General features: G+C 68.7%; 16 protein-coding genes. 10 read left to right on the forward strand and 6 right to left on the reverse strand.

The genetic code is table 11. The features are described from left to right. Positions 1 to 2 precede the first annotated feature (2 nt). Positions 3 to 212 carry a hypothetical protein gene (locus AncyloWKF20_RS19465; RefSeq protein ID WP_279315597.1) on the reverse strand — a complete coding sequence of 70 codons (210 nt, stop codon included), beginning with the start codon at positions 210 to 212 and terminating at the stop codon, positions 3 to 5. A gap of 228 nt (positions 213 to 440) precedes the next feature. Between AncyloWKF20_RS19465 and AncyloWKF20_RS19470 the strand changes: the two genes are divergently transcribed. Next, positions 441 to 866 (forward strand): DUF983 domain-containing protein, encoded by a 426-nt coding sequence (locus AncyloWKF20_RS19470; protein WP_279315598.1) that lies wholly within the window; start codon positions 441 to 443, stop codon positions 864 to 866. Positions 867 to 869: 3 nt separating this feature from the next. Here AncyloWKF20_RS19470 and AncyloWKF20_RS19475 read toward each other — a convergent pair whose 3' ends face one another. Then, positions 870 to 1,748: a ChbG/HpnK family deacetylase gene (locus AncyloWKF20_RS19475; RefSeq protein ID WP_279315599.1), complete on the reverse strand. Its 879-nt coding sequence runs from the start codon at positions 1,746 to 1,748 to the stop codon at positions 870 to 872. A 124-nt stretch (positions 1,749 to 1,872) separates the two neighbouring features. On the opposite strand from AncyloWKF20_RS19475, the gene AncyloWKF20_RS19480 reads away from it, so the two are divergent. The 4 genes from AncyloWKF20_RS19480 to AncyloWKF20_RS19495 all read left to right on the forward strand — a co-directional run bounded on the left by AncyloWKF20_RS19480 (position 1,873) and on the right by AncyloWKF20_RS19495 (position 5,566). Beyond that, positions 1,873 to 2,934, forward strand: coding sequence for a glycosyltransferase family 2 protein (locus tag AncyloWKF20_RS19480; RefSeq protein WP_279315600.1), 1,062 nt, complete (start codon positions 1,873 to 1,875; stop codon positions 2,932 to 2,934). Positions 2,935 to 2,987: 53 nt separating this feature from the next. Then, positions 2,988 to 4,730 (forward strand): hypothetical protein, encoded by a 1,743-nt coding sequence (locus AncyloWKF20_RS19485; protein WP_279315601.1) that lies wholly within the window; start codon positions 2,988 to 2,990, stop codon positions 4,728 to 4,730. Beyond that, complete coding sequence (locus tag AncyloWKF20_RS19490; protein WP_279315602.1) at positions 4,727 to 5,176, forward strand: GtrA family protein; 450 nt, start codon at positions 4,727 to 4,729, stop codon at positions 5,174 to 5,176. Before AncyloWKF20_RS19485 ends, AncyloWKF20_RS19490 begins: the two co-directional genes overlap by 4 nt. 108 nt (positions 5,177 to 5,284) lie before the next feature. Next, positions 5,285 to 5,566, forward strand: a complete 282-nt coding sequence (locus tag AncyloWKF20_RS19495) for a hypothetical protein (RefSeq protein ID WP_267583952.1) — start codon at positions 5,285 to 5,287, stop codon at positions 5,564 to 5,566. Between the two features lie 51 nt (positions 5,567 to 5,617). Here AncyloWKF20_RS19495 and AncyloWKF20_RS19500 read toward each other — a convergent pair whose 3' ends face one another. After that, positions 5,618 to 6,952, reverse strand: coding sequence for a homoserine dehydrogenase (locus tag AncyloWKF20_RS19500; protein ID WP_267583951.1), 1,335 nt, complete (start codon positions 6,950 to 6,952; stop codon positions 5,618 to 5,620). Between the two features lie 149 nt (positions 6,953 to 7,101). Then, on the reverse strand, positions 7,102 to 8,121 hold the full coding sequence (locus tag AncyloWKF20_RS19505; RefSeq protein WP_279315603.1) for a sugar-binding transcriptional regulator: 1,020 nt from the start codon (positions 8,119 to 8,121) through the stop codon (positions 7,102 to 7,104). Between the two features lie 191 nt (positions 8,122 to 8,312). Here AncyloWKF20_RS19505 and AncyloWKF20_RS19510 point away from each other — a divergent pair, with 191 nt between their 5' ends. Beyond that, a complete protein-coding gene (locus tag AncyloWKF20_RS19510) occupies positions 8,313 to 8,759 on the forward strand; it encodes a MarR family transcriptional regulator (RefSeq protein WP_279315604.1) in 447 nt (148 codons plus the stop codon). Here AncyloWKF20_RS19510 and AncyloWKF20_RS19515 read toward each other — a convergent pair. Beyond that, positions 8,749 to 9,702, reverse strand: coding sequence for a LysR family transcriptional regulator (locus AncyloWKF20_RS19515; protein WP_279315605.1), 954 nt, complete (start codon positions 9,700 to 9,702; stop codon positions 8,749 to 8,751). The genes AncyloWKF20_RS19510 and AncyloWKF20_RS19515 overlap by 11 nt on opposite strands. A gap of 203 nt (positions 9,703 to 9,905) precedes the next feature. Between AncyloWKF20_RS19515 and AncyloWKF20_RS19520 the strand changes: the two genes are divergently transcribed. From AncyloWKF20_RS19520 to moaB, 4 genes are all read left to right on the forward strand, one after another. Then, positions 9,906 to 10,838: a ring-cleaving dioxygenase gene (locus tag AncyloWKF20_RS19520; protein ID WP_279315606.1), complete on the forward strand. Its 933-nt coding sequence runs from the start codon at positions 9,906 to 9,908 to the stop codon at positions 10,836 to 10,838. Between the two features lie 63 nt (positions 10,839 to 10,901). Beyond that, positions 10,902 to 11,564, forward strand: coding sequence for an alpha/beta hydrolase (locus tag AncyloWKF20_RS19525; protein WP_279315607.1), 663 nt, complete (start codon positions 10,902 to 10,904; stop codon positions 11,562 to 11,564). A 107-nt stretch (positions 11,565 to 11,671) separates the two neighbouring features. Further along, a complete protein-coding gene (locus tag AncyloWKF20_RS19530; RefSeq protein ID WP_279315608.1) occupies positions 11,672 to 12,565 on the forward strand; it encodes a zinc metallopeptidase in 894 nt (297 codons plus the stop codon). A gap of 12 nt (positions 12,566 to 12,577) precedes the next feature. Continuing rightward, positions 12,578 to 13,156 (forward strand): molybdenum cofactor biosynthesis protein B, encoded by a 579-nt coding sequence (gene moaB, locus AncyloWKF20_RS19535; RefSeq protein WP_279315610.1) that lies wholly within the window; start codon positions 12,578 to 12,580, stop codon positions 13,154 to 13,156. 15 nt (positions 13,157 to 13,171) lie between these two features. Here the strand turns inward: moaB and AncyloWKF20_RS19540 are convergent, their stop codons facing one another. Beyond that, the gene (locus tag AncyloWKF20_RS19540) at positions 13,172 to 13,798 is read right to left on the reverse strand and encodes a glycosyl transferase (protein WP_279315611.1); all 627 of its coding nucleotides are present in this window, start codon (positions 13,796 to 13,798) and stop codon (positions 13,172 to 13,174) included. Positions 13,799 to 13,869: the final 71 nt, after the last annotated feature.

The following is a 13,869-nucleotide window of genomic DNA, read 5'->3' on the forward strand; positions in this document are numbered from 1 at the left end:
GCTCAGCCGCTCAGGCGGGCGCTCTCCAGAGCGCGGGCGAGCATCAGCATGCATTCCTCCGCCTGCTCCTGCCCGGTGACGTCACCGCGCAGCCGCTGGGCGATGTCGCGCAGGTCGCGAATGGCCACGTCCACGGCGGTGAACAGGTCGATGTCGAAGTCGTCGGGCTCGGGCTCACGGACGCGGGCCGGGAAGGGAATGACGTTACTCATACGAAACTCGTGCGGGGCGAATCGACCATTCGATGCCCACCAAGATTCGCCGCAATTGGTTAACGTCGCCCTTGCGGTAGCGGATGCGGGCCATCCATACATGGCCTAATTGACTGTAAATTGAATGCATAAATGTTTGCAGTCATTCATTGACTTGATGGCGTCCCGCGCGCATTTCCAAGGCGGCGCCGATGGGACGCGCCGCCGCCCATGACGGGAGAGACCAGCATGTCCGCGCGCGAATGGCCGAGGCTGTCGCCCTTTGAGACCGGTGTGAAGGGGCGCTGCCCCCGTTGCGGGCAGGGGCATCTGTTCGACGGCTTCCTGGCCCTGGCGCCGCGCTGCGAGGTCTGCGAGCTCGATTATTCCTTCGCCGATCCGGCGGATGGGCCGGCCTTCTTCGTCATCTGCTTTGTCTGCATCCCGGCCGTGCTGTTCGGCATCTGGCTGGAGGTCGCCTATCAGGTGCCCTATTGGGTCCACCTTTTCACCACCCTGCCGGTGCTGTTGCTGACTTGCATCCCGCCCCTGCGCCCGCTCAAGGGCTGGCTGGTGGCGAGCCAATATTATTACAAGGCCGAGGAGGGCCGCCTCGCCCCCGCCGACCGGCCCGAGGTGGTGGGAGATGCCGCGCCGGAAGCGCCGGGTCGCTGAACCTCAGCGCCCGCCGGTCTCCCGGAAGCGCGCCGGCCGAACCCCGGCGGCGGCGAGATCCTCGGCGCATTCCGCCGAGGCGAGATAGGCCAGCTCGTGCTCGCGCGGCTCCAGCAGCGGGTCGAGGCGGCGCAGTTCCTCATCGACCGTGCCGGGATGGCAGTGCACCAGCACCCGCTCGCCCGGCCCCTGCAGCGCCGCGCGGAAGACGGTGCGGAAGCCGGGCTCCGGCCCGAAATCATACAGGCCCCGGAAACTGTCATTGGTCGCGATGCCGGCGGTGGCGGCGCGCCGGGCGGTGCCGGCGGTCAACGTGCCGATGAGCAGCGCCTTGCGCCAGCCATGCCCGCGCCGCCGCGCCCAGGCCGCCGGTTCGCGGCAATTGCGCAGCCAGACATCCCTGCCGCCATAGCGGCGCGAAAGTTCTTCCACCACGATCTCGCGGATGCCCGGCAGGCCATGGGCGTGCTGGTGGCCGTCGAGAAAATCGGGCGGCGCCCCCCATTCATCCTCGAAAGCGTCGAGCTGGGCGCGCAGTTCGTCGTGAATGGCGGCGCGTGGCAGCGTGCCGGCGAAGGCGCGCAGGATCAGTGATCCGATTTCCGGCAGGCGCCCGTCCCGCGCCAGCCCCCGCGCCAAGGTGAGCGGGCGCTGGCCGGTGAGGGTGAAATGCAGGCCGACATCGGCCGGGTGCTGGCGGATGAGCGCGCGGAAATCGCCCGCGCGGGCCCGCCAGCCCGCCATGCCGGTCATCGCCCCGGTCGCGGAAAGCCGCCGCTGCGCAATCAGGCGCTCAATTGCATCGCAAACGCCCATGCTCAAACCGTAATCATCGGCGCAAACTACTATTGCCGTGCCGTCATCATCCATGGGTTTCGTCACGCCTAACAAACTTCACAATCCGATTTTACGTCTTCGCAAGCTTCAGAACAGCCAAAACTGCTCTAAAGAATTGACAGGTGGCCTTCCCTGACGGTAGGCGTCAAGTAAAACCAGCGACGAAAACATGCCGGACATGCACCCTGCGGAAGCTCGCCTGATCTCCATCGTCGTCCCCGTGTACAATGAGGCGAGCTGCCTGCGCGCGCTCCATGCCCGGCTCTGCGCCGTGCTGGATGCCGAGCCCGGCATCGCGCGCGAGCTGATCTTCGTCGATGACGGCAGCCGCGACGACAGCTTCGCCACGCTGATCGAACTCGGCCGCGCCGACCCCACCGTGAAGGCGATGCGCTTCGCCCGCAATTTCGGCAAGGAGGCGGCGATGGCCGCCGGCTTGCGCGCCGCGGTCGGCGACATGGTCGTGCTGATGGACTCCGATCTCCAGCACCCGCCCGAGGTCATCCCGCAGATGATCGCCCGCTGGCGCGCTGGCGCCCAGATGGTGATCGCCGTGCGCCGCTCGCGCGACACCGATCCCTTCTCCCGCCGCCTGCTGACGCGCGGCTTCTACCATTTCTTCCACGCCCTCTCCGAGGTCGACATCCCCGAGGGCGCCGGCGACTTCCGCCTGTTCGACCGCCGCGTGGTCGATGCGATCAACGCGCTGCCCGAGCGCAACCGCTTCATGAAGGGCATCACCAGCTGGGTCGGCTTCCGCCAGGAAGAGATCGAGTTCGAAGTGGCCGAGCGCGCCGGCGGCGTCAGCTCGTTCAACCTCATCCGCCTGCTGCGCTACGCCTTTGACGGGCTGTCCTCCTTCTCCATGGTGCCGCTGCGCGTCTGGTCCTTCATCGGCGTGCTGCTGGCCGGCCTGTCGGGCCTCTACGGGATCTATCTCATCGGCGAGGCGCTGGTGTTCGGCGTGCGCACGCCGGGCTTCCCGACCATCATGGTCAGCATGCTCTTCGTCTCGGGCGTGCAGCTCATCAGCCTCGGCGTGATGGGCGAGTATATCGGGCGCATCTTCACCGAGGTGAAGCGCCGTCCGCTCTACCTGATCGCCGACGAGATCGGCTTCACGCCGGCGGCACTGGGCTCCACCGCGCTGACGTCACCCGCCTTTGCTCATGCTGCCGCTGATCACGGTGCGCAGACTCCCTCGCTCGTGCCGGACGGTCGTATCTCGTGAGTGTTTCCCCGTCCTTTCCGTCGGCCGCGGCCGAGAGGCCGCGCCTTGCGCCGGTGCGTTCCAGGCTGGCGCGCCTGTGGCGCTCGGCCACCCTGACGCGCGTGGCGAGCCTCACCGTCTTCGCGGGCATCGCCGCCTTCATCCTGCTGACCTTCCGCGATTACGGGATTAGCAATGACGAGCCGGTGCAGCACGCCTATGGGCAGCTTCTGCTCAACTGGTACGCCAGCGGCTTCTCCGACGAGAGCGCCTTCCACTACATCAACCTCTACCTCTATGGCGGGCTGTTCGACCTGATCGCCGCCGGGCTCCAGCCCTATGTGCCGCTTCCGCTCTATGAGTGGCGGCATCTGCTCTCGGCCAGCTTCGGCTTTGTCGGGCTGATCGGCGTGTGGCGCCTCGCCCGCCTGCTGGCCGGGGAGAAGGCCGGCATCCTCGCCGTGCTGATGCTCGGCGTGACCGGCATGTATGGCGGGGCGATGTTCACCCACACCAAGGACGTGCCCTTCGCGGCGATGATGGTGTGGAGCCTCTACTGCATCGCCGCGCTCGGCGCGCGCCTGCCGGAGCTGCCGAGCTGGCGGCTGGTGGTCGGCCTCGGCGTCTCGGTCGGCTGCGCGCTCGGCCTGCGCGTCGGCGGTGTCTTCGCCGTGTTCTACCTGATGGTGACGATTGCCGTCGGCACCGCGCTGCTGCGCGACCTGTGGCTGCCAGTGCGCCTGCTGCCGCGCCTCATCGTCTCCGGCCTGATCGCGCTCGCCATCATGGCGGTGACCTGGCCGTGGTCGGTGCTGCCGCCGAGCAACTTCTTCACGGCGATGGGCGCCTTCAACAATTTCGCCTTCGACCTGAAGACGCTGTTCAATGGCGAGACGCTGCCGATCGACCAGCTGCCGCCGACCTATATGTCGGAATATCTGCTGATCAAGCTGCCCGAGATCACGCTGATGGGCCTCGTCGCCGCGCTGGCCATGGCGGGCGTCGCGCTGCTGCGCCTCGCGCGCGAGGTGCGCCGCGAGGGGACGGCGAACCTGCTGGCGCGCCACCCGCGCCGCCTGCTCGCTCTGCTGCCGGTGATGCTGGCGGTGGCTGTGCCGGTGCTGTTCACCCTCATCGACCATCCCCCGCTCTATAACGGCATCCGGCATTTCCTCTTCGTCCTGCCGCCGGTCACCGTGCTCGCCGCCTTCGGCCTCACGGCGGCCTGGCGGATGCTGGCGGCGGCCGGCCCGCTGCCGGGTATCGCCTTCGCGACTCTCGCCGTGGGCCTGTTCGGCTTCAACGCCGACACCTTCGCGCGACTGCATCCCTATCAGTATGTCGGCTACAACCAGCTCGTCGGCGGCACCGCCGGCGCCTGGGGCCGCTTCGAGGGCGACTATTGGGGCGCAAGCCTGGAGGAGGCGAGCGTCACCCTGCTGCACGGCCTCGCGCAGGAAGCGGCCGCCGCGCCGGGCAAGGCGCCGCTGCACTACAAGGTCGCGGTCTGCGCCGAGGACGTGCAGGTCTCGACCCATCTCGGCCCGGAATTCGAGATGGTCGAGGACTGGGACGACGCCGATTTCGTCATCTCCGCCCGCAATGTCGGCTGCGACAACGTGCCGGGCCTGACCTACGCCACGATCAGCCGGATGGGCGTGCCGATGGCGAGCGTGTTCGACGTGCGCGGCAAGAACCCGCCCATCGAACTGCCGGTGCAGATCCCGGACGATGACGGCTGGGGCATCGATTTCAACGCGCCCGCCGTGTCGATGCAGGAGGCGGTTGGCCCGCAGGTGGCCAAGGCCAAACCGTGAGCGGGGCGCTACCGCAGGGAGTGACGACGCGCGCGGCGCTCTTGGCCCGCGCCCGCCACATCCTGCTCTTCGCCGCGCTGGGCGCGCTCGGCACGCTCGCTCATTACGCGGTGCTGATCGGTCTCGTGCAGGGCGGCCTTACCGGTCCCGTGCTCGGTTCCACCGCCGGTTTCCTGACCGGCGGGCTGGTGAACTACCAGCTCAGCCGGCGCGTCATCTTCCGGTCCAGCAAGGGGCATGTCGAGGCAGCCGGCAAGTTCTTCACCGTGGCCGGCCTCGGCCTCGTCATCAATGCCGCGCTGATGGCGCTGCTGACCGGCCCGCTCGGCGCGCCCTATCTGCCGGCCCAGATCCTCGTCACCGGCCTTCTCGTGCTCTGGCACTATGCCGGCAACGCCATCTGGACCTTCCGCGAGAGCGGCCGGGCCGCCCCGCCTTCGTCTTAAGGCAGCCTCCCCACGCGAAGCCTGTCGCGCGCGCCCGATTTGATGCTAGACGGGAGCAAAGCCGGGCGCCATTCAGCCGCGCCCGATCAACAGGTGAGGAGAGCGCACATGGCCGGCCGTTTCGACGACTGGGACAAGGACGACAAGGGCCATCTCAAGGTGTGGCCGATGCAGGCCTTCACCACCGCCCTGTTCGGCACGGAAAAGGTGGGGCTGCGCATCGAGATCGGCACCAGCGCGCCCAAGCCCGGCGAACCGGTGCCGGCCCTCCAGCTCGTGCTCGATCCCGCGCAGGTGCGCCAGCTCGCCGAAGCCCTTGCGGAAGCCGAGGCACGCCTTGCCGACGCACATTTCACCGCGCTCGCGACCTCCCGGCCGGGCAATGCGTGACGCCTGAACGGGCCGGCGGGCGAATCCCGCCGGGCCCTCACTCCGTCGGCCTCAGGCCGCCAGGAACTGCGCGTCGGCCTGATCGAGGCGGCGGCGGATCTGGGTGACGATCATCTGATCGTCCGGCACGCAATTGTCGTAGGTCAGCCGCTCGCCCTTGCGCACCGGCTTTACCACGCGGGCGCGCTCGGCGAGGCCGAGGGGCAGAGCGAGGCTGTCGCGCGCGTCGCGCCAACCCATCGTGTAGCCGCGATAATCATACTCGCCGATTCGCCCGAGCACGTCGCCGGGGGCGAGGTCGCGCTTGGCGAGCGCGGTGCATTCGGCCACGGGATGGTCGAGCACCTCCATGTCGGGCGCCCGGTGCATCACCGCGCGCATCGCCGAGAGCGGCACTTCGAGGCTGGTGAGGTGATAGGGACGGATCAGCGCGAAGCACGGGCCGGGGCCGACCTTGAGGTCCGCCATGCGCTCCATCACGCGCGGGTGGCGCGGCTTGACGATGCAGAACACGCCGGGCGCCACGCCCTTGCCGAGGGTGAAGTCGACGACGCCCGAGCGAGAGAGGATGCCGCCATCCTCCTTGGTGCAGAGCACCTGCGCCAGCACATCGCGATCCGCCGCCGGGCCATGCATGCCCGGCACATCCGGCACGAGGCCGGTGGCGTTGGCGAGCGCGGCCATCTCCACCATGGTCTTGGAGCCGTCGACGAACTCGACCAGCATGCGCGGGTTCATGTTCCGGGCCTTCGCCTCTTCCTCGAACTCGTCGGGAATGGCGTCGGGCTTGAAGGCGTTGTTCTTCGCCTTGCCGGCGCAGACGATCTCGAAGCCGAGCGACTGGGCGAAGCCGATCAGTTCCACCGTGGCGGCGGGCTCGTCGCCGGCGGCGCCGGTGAGCACCACGCCGGCCTTGCGCGCTTCCTGCTTGAGGAAGCGGCCAATGGTGATGTCGGCCTCGACGCTGAGCAGCACCACATGCTTGCCGTTGCGGATCGCCTCCAGCGAGACGATGGTGCCGATATTCGGGCTGCCGGTGGCGTCAATCACCACGTCGATATGCCCGGCCGCGCACATGGCACGGTAGTCGTCGGTGATGGCGAACTTGCCGGTCTCGATGGCGCGGTCGATCTGCCCGCTGGTGCCGACGGAGACGATGTCCTCGCGGGCATGGCCGGCCATCAGCGCGGCGTCGATCGCGGTCTGTGCGTTGAGTTCGACCACGGCGCCGATGCGCACACCCGGCATCAGCGCGGCCTGCACGATGAGGTCGGTGCCCATCTGCCCGGCGCCGGCGAGCCCGATGGTCACCGGCCCGTGCTTGGCGGTCCACTGTTCCAGTTCGGCGGCGAAGCCCGACCGTACGATGCCGCTAGCCCCGAGCATACGCTCAACCCTTCCTTCCGGCCCTGCCGCCGGCCAGGCCGGCGCACAGCAGTCTTGGTATTCGACAATGGTCTTCGGTACTCGACATTTCGCCGGAGGCAAATAGGCCGAGCGCAAGATGGATCAGTCTTCTGGACCCGTCGTCCCGATCAGTCCTCCGCGCCCACCGCCTTCAGAACGGCGGCGGCTGTCACCTCGTCGGTGATGAAGACGGTGGGGCGCAGCATGCGCAGCGCGCCGAGCACCGCCGCCGTCTTGCCCGGCCCGCCGGAGGTGAGGATGCGCTCGGGCGTTGCCTGCAGCGTCTCGATCGGGATCGACATGACCCGGCTGTTTACCGGGTGGTCGACGGGGCGCCCGTCAATGTCGATGAAATTGTAGACCACGTCGCCCACCGCGCCGGCGGCGATCAGCGATGCCCAGTCGGCCTGCGAGAAGAAGCCGAAGCGCAGCGAGGTGCTCTCCGTCTCCATCTCGCCGACGCTCAGCACCACCGCGTCCATCTCGCGCGCGAGATTATAGACGGTGCCGAGGCCGCAGCGCTCGATCAGCGCCTTCTTGGTCTCGATGCTGTCGACAATGGCCGGGGCGGCGATGAGGTGGCAGTCGGCCTGGAAGATGCGCGAGAGCTGCCAGGCGAATTCCGAGGGGTTGTACTGGCGGGCCTTGGTGATGCCGCCGAGCAGCGAGATCACCTGCAGGTTCGACACCGCCTTCTCGTCGATGAAGCCGAGCGCGCGCATCAAGGTGCGCCCCCAGCCGAAGCCGATCTTCATGTCGGGGCGGATGAGGTCGGAGATCACCTGTCCGGTGGCGGCACCGATGGCGCTGGTCGGGTCGGCGAGCGGGCCGGAGAGCGGGGCAACCACCGCCTCGCGCAGGCCGAACGCCTTCTGCAGGCCCATTTCCAGCCGCGGCAGCTCGGCGATCTCGCGGCTGAGCGAGATCTTCACCTCGTTGAGCTGGCGGGCATCGGCGAGCAGGCGCACCACGGTGACGCGGCCAATGTCCAGCGCGTCGGCGATGGCGCTCTGCGTCATGCCCTCGACATAATACATCCAGGCGGCGCGCAGCCGCAGCCGGGCCGAGCGGCGCCCGGTGACGCTGAGATCGCCGGCGGCGGGTTCGGCCAAGCCGGTCGGCTTGGTCGTGGCAGCCCCTCCCGACATTCGCATTCCCCCGGAGACATGAGTTCACCCTGCTATAGAGGACGGCGCGCCCTTCATCAAATGGCCTGCCACAATCGGGGCGCCGTCAAACCGCCGCAGCGTTACGCAGAATCCCGCTTGTGGTTGCATCGTGCGCGAGGCACGCTGCCATGCACGTTCGCCGCACCCGGCGAAGAGGTCTCCGGTCGCCGATGTCCAACGACGAAACATTGAAGCTCGATCATTTCCTCTGCTTTGCGGTCTATTCGGCGAACCACGCCTTCAACCGCGTCTACAAGCCGATCCTCGACCGGCTGGGCCTGACCTACCCGCAGTTCATCGCCATGGTGACGCTGTGGACCGAGGATGGCCTGACCGTCGGCCAGATCGGCGAGCGGGTGCTGCTGGAGACCAACACGCTGACCCCGCTGCTGAAGCGGCTGGAGAGCGCCGGCCATGTCCGCCGCGTGCGCGACGCCGCCGATGAGCGGCAGGTGCGCATCTTCCTCACCGACAAGGGCCGCGCGCTGCGCGCGGAGGCGGAGGGCGTGCCGACCGAGATCGGCATCTGCCTCGATCGCGACCCCGCCGCCATCGCCGACCTGACCGGCGAGCTGACGCGGATGCGCAACACGCTGCTGGCGCGCGTCAAGCCGTAAGGCCGGCCGCCTCCGGCAACTCGGCCTGATGCCCGGCGCCGCCTTCGATGAAGCGGCGGTGCCGGCCGATTTCCACCGCGAGAAAGTCTAGAAAGGCCCGCACGCGCGGCGAATGGCGCAGATCCGGGTGGGTCAGCAGCCAGAGATCCGCCGCATAATCGTCATTGGGCGGGCCGAGCCGCACCAGGGCAGGGCGGGCGTCGCCGATGAGGCAGGGCAGGTGGCCGATGCCGACCCCGCTTTCCACCGCCTCCGCCAGCCCAAGCACGCTGTTGATCTTGTAGGCGACGCGGTCGGGGGCGACGTTTTCCTGCACGAACTTCACCGCCTTCAGCGTGCCGAGCGTGTCGCCGAGCGAGACCCAGTCGCGCGCTGCCAGCTCCTCCAGCTTCACCGCTGCCGGATCGGGGAAGTCGCTCGCCCGGCCATAGAGCGCCCACGCGATGCGGGCGACGCGGCGGCCGACGAGGTTCTCCGGCGGGTGGTCGGTGGCGCGTACCGCGACATCGGCGTCGCGCTTGGAGAGGTTGAGCGGCTGGTTGCTCAGCACGATGTCGAGCCGCACTTCCGGGTAGCGCTCGCGGAAGGTCGCCAGCATCGGCATCAGCAGGTGGATCAGTAGCGAATCCGGCGTCGTCACCCGCAACTCGCCCGAGGGCGCCGGCTCGCGCCCGGCGAGCTTGCGGCCGACCGAGGTGATCTCCTCGTCGAGCCGGTTGGCGAGCGCCACAAGTTCCTCGCCGGCCGGGGTCAGGGCGTAGCCGGTGCGGTGGCGCTCGAACAGCAGCGCGCCGAGCTGCTCCTCGATCTGCTTCAGCCGGCGGAACACGGTGGAATGGTTCACGCCGATGGAGGCGGCCGCCGCCGGCAGGCCCTTGGCGTCCGCCACCGCCTTGATGAGGCGGAAATCGTCCCAGGCCAGGTTCTTGAATGGCTCGGCCATGGGCCCCTCCGTCCGTGCGGCAGCTCGGCTCCCTGCCCGCAAAGCGTTGCGAGCTAAGGAAAAACGACAATTCAGCGTGGGGACACCATAGCAGCCAAGTCGTCATTGCGTCAACGCAAACGAAAGTAGATGGCATTGCGTCGCTGCCGGTTTATCTCTTGTCCCAACAGAGCGCGGTTGGCGCTCCCTGAGAGGGCAAGATCATGAACCGCAATGGCATCCATCATGTTACGGCGATCGCCGGCAATGCGCGCCGCAATGTCGAATTCTACACCCGCACGCTCGGCCTGCGCCTGGTTAAGAAGACCGTCAATTTCGACGATCCCGGCACCTATCACTTCTATTATGGCGACGAGGCGGGTTCGCCCGGCACCATCCTCACCTTCTTCCCGTGGGACCATGTGGCGCCCGGCCGGCTCGGCGTCGGCGAGACGCAGGAGACCGCGTTCCGCGTGCCGGCCGCCTCGATCGGCTACTGGACGCACCGCTTTGTCGAGAATGGCGTCGCCCATAGCGCGCCCGTCAAGCGCTTCGGCGAGACCGTGCTGTCCTTCAAGGATCCGCACGGCATGCGGCTCGCGCTGGTCGGTGTCACCGGCGCCGAGAATGAGCCGGCCTGGCTCGGCACGGACGTGCCGGCCGAGCACGCCATTCGCGGCTTCCACTCGGTGAACCTCCTGCTCGCCGAGGCCGCGCCCACCGGCGCCATCCTCACCGACATCTTCGGCTTCACCGAGATCGGCCGGGAGGGCTCGCTGGTGCGCTTCAAGGCCGAGGGCACGGAAATCGGCGGCATCGTCGATATCCACGAGGCCGGCGGCTTCCTCCCCGCCCGCATGGGTGGCGGCTCGGTGCATCACATCGCCTTCCGCGCGGCGGATGATGCGGCCGAATTCGCCATGGTGAAGAAGCTGCAGGAGAACCACGGCATCCGCACCACGGAGCAGAAGGACCGCAACTACTTCCGGTCCGTCTACTTCCGCGAGCCCGGCCATGTGCTGTTCGAGATCGCGACCGACGTTCCCGGCTTCGCCGCCGACGAGCCGGCCGCCCAGCTCGGCCAGGCGCTGAAGCTCCCCGATTTCCTGGAGAGCCGCCGCGCCCAGATCGAGGCCGTGCTGCCGGAGATCGCCTGATCCCGACCTCTACCCGCCCGCCATTTCCGGCGGGCGGGACCTCTTTCCCGCCAGGAGGCCGTCATGAGCGTCAACGCTCCGCTGTCCCGTGCATCCGCCAATGCCGAACTCTCCTTTCTCCACCGCTTCGAGCCGGGCGGCGATCCCGCCGCCACGCCGCTGCTGCTGCTGCACGGCACGGGCGGCGACGAGAACGACCTGATCCAGCTCGGCCGGATGATCGCGCCCGACGCGCCGCTCGTCTCCCCGCGCGGCAAGGTGATGGAAGGCGGCATGCCGCGCTTCTTCCGTCGCCTGCGCGAGGGTGTGTTCGACGAGGCGGATGTGCGCCGGCGCGCGGGTGAACTCGCCGCCTTCGTCGCGGAAGCCCGCGCCGCCTATGGGCTGGCCGCGCCCATCGCGGTCGGCTTTTCCAACGGCGCCAACATCGCCGCCGCGACGCTCCTCACCCAGCCGGGCGTGCTCGCGGGTGCGGTGCTCTTGCGCGCCATGGTGCCGCTGGCCGAGCCGCCCGCGGCGGACCTCGCCGGCACGTCGGTCCTGCTGCTCTCCGGCGGCATGGACCCGATCGTGCCGGAGGAGAACGCCGCCCGCCTCGCTGGCCAGCTCACAACGGCCGGCGCGCGGCTCGATCACCGCACGCTTCCCGTCGGCCATGGCCTGTCGCAGGCGGACCTGACGCTCGCCCGGGACTGGCTTGCCGCTCTCGGCAAGCCGCGCGGCTGACACGATCCGGCGGTTCTCGACGGAACCGCCGGCCTTCCCGCGCATTGCCGCCACGGCGCGTGCATCACCATCGCACCGCGCCGTGGTGTTTTGCGGGAGGGATGGCCATGCGGTGGGAAGATTTCCGGCGCAGCAGCAATGTGGAAGACCGGCGCGGCAGCGGAGGCTTCAGCGGCGGCGGCTTGCCGGGTGGTCGCGGCGGGCTCGGCATTGGCGGGTTGATCATTGTCGGCCTCATCGCCTGGGCCACCGGCATCAACCCGGCCGTGCTGATCGGCGGCGCGGAAATCCTCATGGGTGGCGGCGAGACGAGCCAGAGCGCGCCGCAGCAGCCATCGGCGAGCCGCACCCCGCCGCAAGACCAACAGGGCCAGTTCGTCAGCGCCGTGCTCGCGCAGACCGAGGATGTGTGGACCCAGCAGTTCAAGGCGCAGGGCGGGACCTACCGCCCGCCCGGCCTCGTGCTGTTCACGAACGGCACCCGCTCGGCCTGCGGCACCGCCCAGTCGGCCATGGGCCCGTTCTACTGCCCCACCGACCGGAAGGTGTATATCGACCTCGCCTTTTTCGAGGAGATGAAGCGCCGCTTCCGCGCGCCCGGCGATTTCGCGCAGGCCTATGTCATCGCCCATGAGGTCGGCCATCACGTCGAGAACCAGCTTGGCATTCTCGGCGAGGTGCAGCAGCGCCAGCGCCAGCTCTCGCGCACCGAGGCGAACGCGCTCTCCGTCCGCGTCGAGCTGATGGCCGATTGCCTCGCCGGCGTGTGGGCGCATCACGCGAACGCGCAGTGGCGCATTCTCGAGGACGGCGATATTGAGGAGGCGCTGAACGCCGCTTCCGCCATCGGCGACGACCGGTTGCAGAAGCAGGCGCAGGGCTATGCCGTGCCCGACAGCTTCACCCACGGCACCTCCGCCCAGCGCGCGCGCTGGTTTAAGCGGGGGCTGGACACCGGCTCGATGACGCAGTGCAACGCCATCGAGAGCCGCAGCATCTGAGGATCAGGCCGCATGAGCGCCGCGAGCGAGACGTCCGACAAGGCCCTTTCCGAGAAAGCCTTCATCCCGCTCGCCATCGCGGTGCTCACCATCTCCGATACCCGCACGCTCGCCGATGACCGCTCGGGCAACACGCTGGTGGAGCGGCTGGAGGGCGCCGGCCATCGCCTCGCCGCCCGGACCATCGTGACGGATGACGTGGACGCCATTCGCGGGCAGGTGGCGGCGTGGATCGCCGATCCGGCCATCGACGTGGTCATCACCACCGGCGGCACCGGCTTCACCGGCCGCGACGTGACGCCGGAGGCGGTGGAACCCTTGTTCGAGAAGCGCATGGAGGGCTTCTCGACCGTGTTCCACATGATCTCCTTCCAGAAGATCGGCACCTCGACGCTGCAAAGTCGCGCCACCGCCGGCACGGCGAACGCGACCTACATTTTCTGCCTGCCCGGCTCGCCCGGCGCCTGCCGCGACGGCTGGGACGGCATCCTCGCCCAGCAGCTCGACATCCGTCACAAGCCCTGCAATTTCGTGGAAATCCTGCCCCGGCTGGACGAGCACCTGAAGCGCGGCAAGCTGCGCGCCTCCTGAGACCTGCCCGGAAGCTCAGCCTTCCGGCAGCAGCATCTGCGAGCGCAGCAGCACGAGCCGGCCGCGCCCGATGCGGGCGGCGAGCCGGCGCGGGGACTGCGCGCCCGCCTCATGCTCGCCCAGCGCCTCATAGAAGCGGCGATGGATCAGCAGGCCCTGCTCGGGCCGCGCCCGGCCGGTCAGCGCGTAACGCGCCACCGCCGCCGCTTCCTTCAGCCGGGGGGCGACGCCGAAACCATCGAGCGCCAGCCGGAAGGTCGCCGCGCGGCGGTCCATGGCGCCCATGCGCTCGACCTGGTCGATGAAGCCGCGCACCTCGCGCGTCCAGCCTTCCTGCACGAGGCCGGCCGGCTGGAGGAACATCAGCCAGGGCGTGCGCGCCGTCGCCGCGCCAAGGCGCAGGCGTGCGCCGAGATCGGCCGGGCCGCGCAGATATTCGCAGCCTGCCGCGTCCGCGATCTCCGCCACATCCGCCGATTCGCGCCCATCCACCAGCAGAACCTCGCGCACCACGCCAGTGGCGGCGCCCGGTACCAGTGCGGCGAGGGTCGGGATGAGGAAGCTGGCGGTTTCGGTCGTGGGAATGACGATCGAGATCACGCGGCAGAGCACCTCGACGGAACGCGCTATGGATTGGCGCATAAGGGTTTTGGGCGAGCGACGTTCTGCCTATAGCACCACATTCCCAGCGTATAGCGCCCTCCGTCACTTTT

Source organism: Ancylobacter sp. WKF20 (assembly GCF_029760895.1).
Taxonomy (GTDB): domain Bacteria; phylum Pseudomonadota; class Alphaproteobacteria; order Rhizobiales; family Xanthobacteraceae; genus Ancylobacter.

Coding starts and splice junctions, on each gene's coding strand:
- AncyloWKF20_RS19465 (WP_279315597.1), bottom strand. CDS start 212: ATGAGTAACGTCATTCCCTTCCCGGCCCGCGTCCGTGAGCCCGAGCCC.
- AncyloWKF20_RS19470 (WP_279315598.1), top strand. CDS start 441: ATGTCCGCGCGCGAATGGCCGAGGCTGTCGCCCTTTGAGACCGGTGTG.
- AncyloWKF20_RS19480 (WP_279315600.1), top strand. CDS start 1,873: ATGCCGGACATGCACCCTGCGGAAGCTCGCCTGATCTCCATCGTCGTC.
- AncyloWKF20_RS19495 (WP_267583952.1), top strand. CDS start 5,285: ATGGCCGGCCGTTTCGACGACTGGGACAAGGACGACAAGGGCCATCTC.
- AncyloWKF20_RS19500 (WP_267583951.1), bottom strand. CDS start 6,952: ATGCTCGGGGCTAGCGGCATCGTACGGTCGGGCTTCGCCGCCGAACTG.
- AncyloWKF20_RS19505 (WP_279315603.1), bottom strand. CDS start 8,121: ATGTCGGGAGGGGCTGCCACGACCAAGCCGACCGGCTTGGCCGAACCC.
- AncyloWKF20_RS19510 (WP_279315604.1), top strand. CDS start 8,313: ATGTCCAACGACGAAACATTGAAGCTCGATCATTTCCTCTGCTTTGCG.
- AncyloWKF20_RS19515 (WP_279315605.1), bottom strand. CDS start 9,702: ATGGCCGAGCCATTCAAGAACCTGGCCTGGGACGATTTCCGCCTCATC.
- AncyloWKF20_RS19520 (WP_279315606.1), top strand. CDS start 9,906: ATGAACCGCAATGGCATCCATCATGTTACGGCGATCGCCGGCAATGCG.
- AncyloWKF20_RS19525 (WP_279315607.1), top strand. CDS start 10,902: ATGAGCGTCAACGCTCCGCTGTCCCGTGCATCCGCCAATGCCGAACTC.
- AncyloWKF20_RS19530 (WP_279315608.1), top strand. CDS start 11,672: ATGCGGTGGGAAGATTTCCGGCGCAGCAGCAATGTGGAAGACCGGCGC.
- moaB (WP_279315610.1), top strand. CDS start 12,578: ATGAGCGCCGCGAGCGAGACGTCCGACAAGGCCCTTTCCGAGAAAGCC.
- AncyloWKF20_RS19540 (WP_279315611.1), bottom strand. CDS start 13,798: ATGCGCCAATCCATAGCGCGTTCCGTCGAGGTGCTCTGCCGCGTGATC.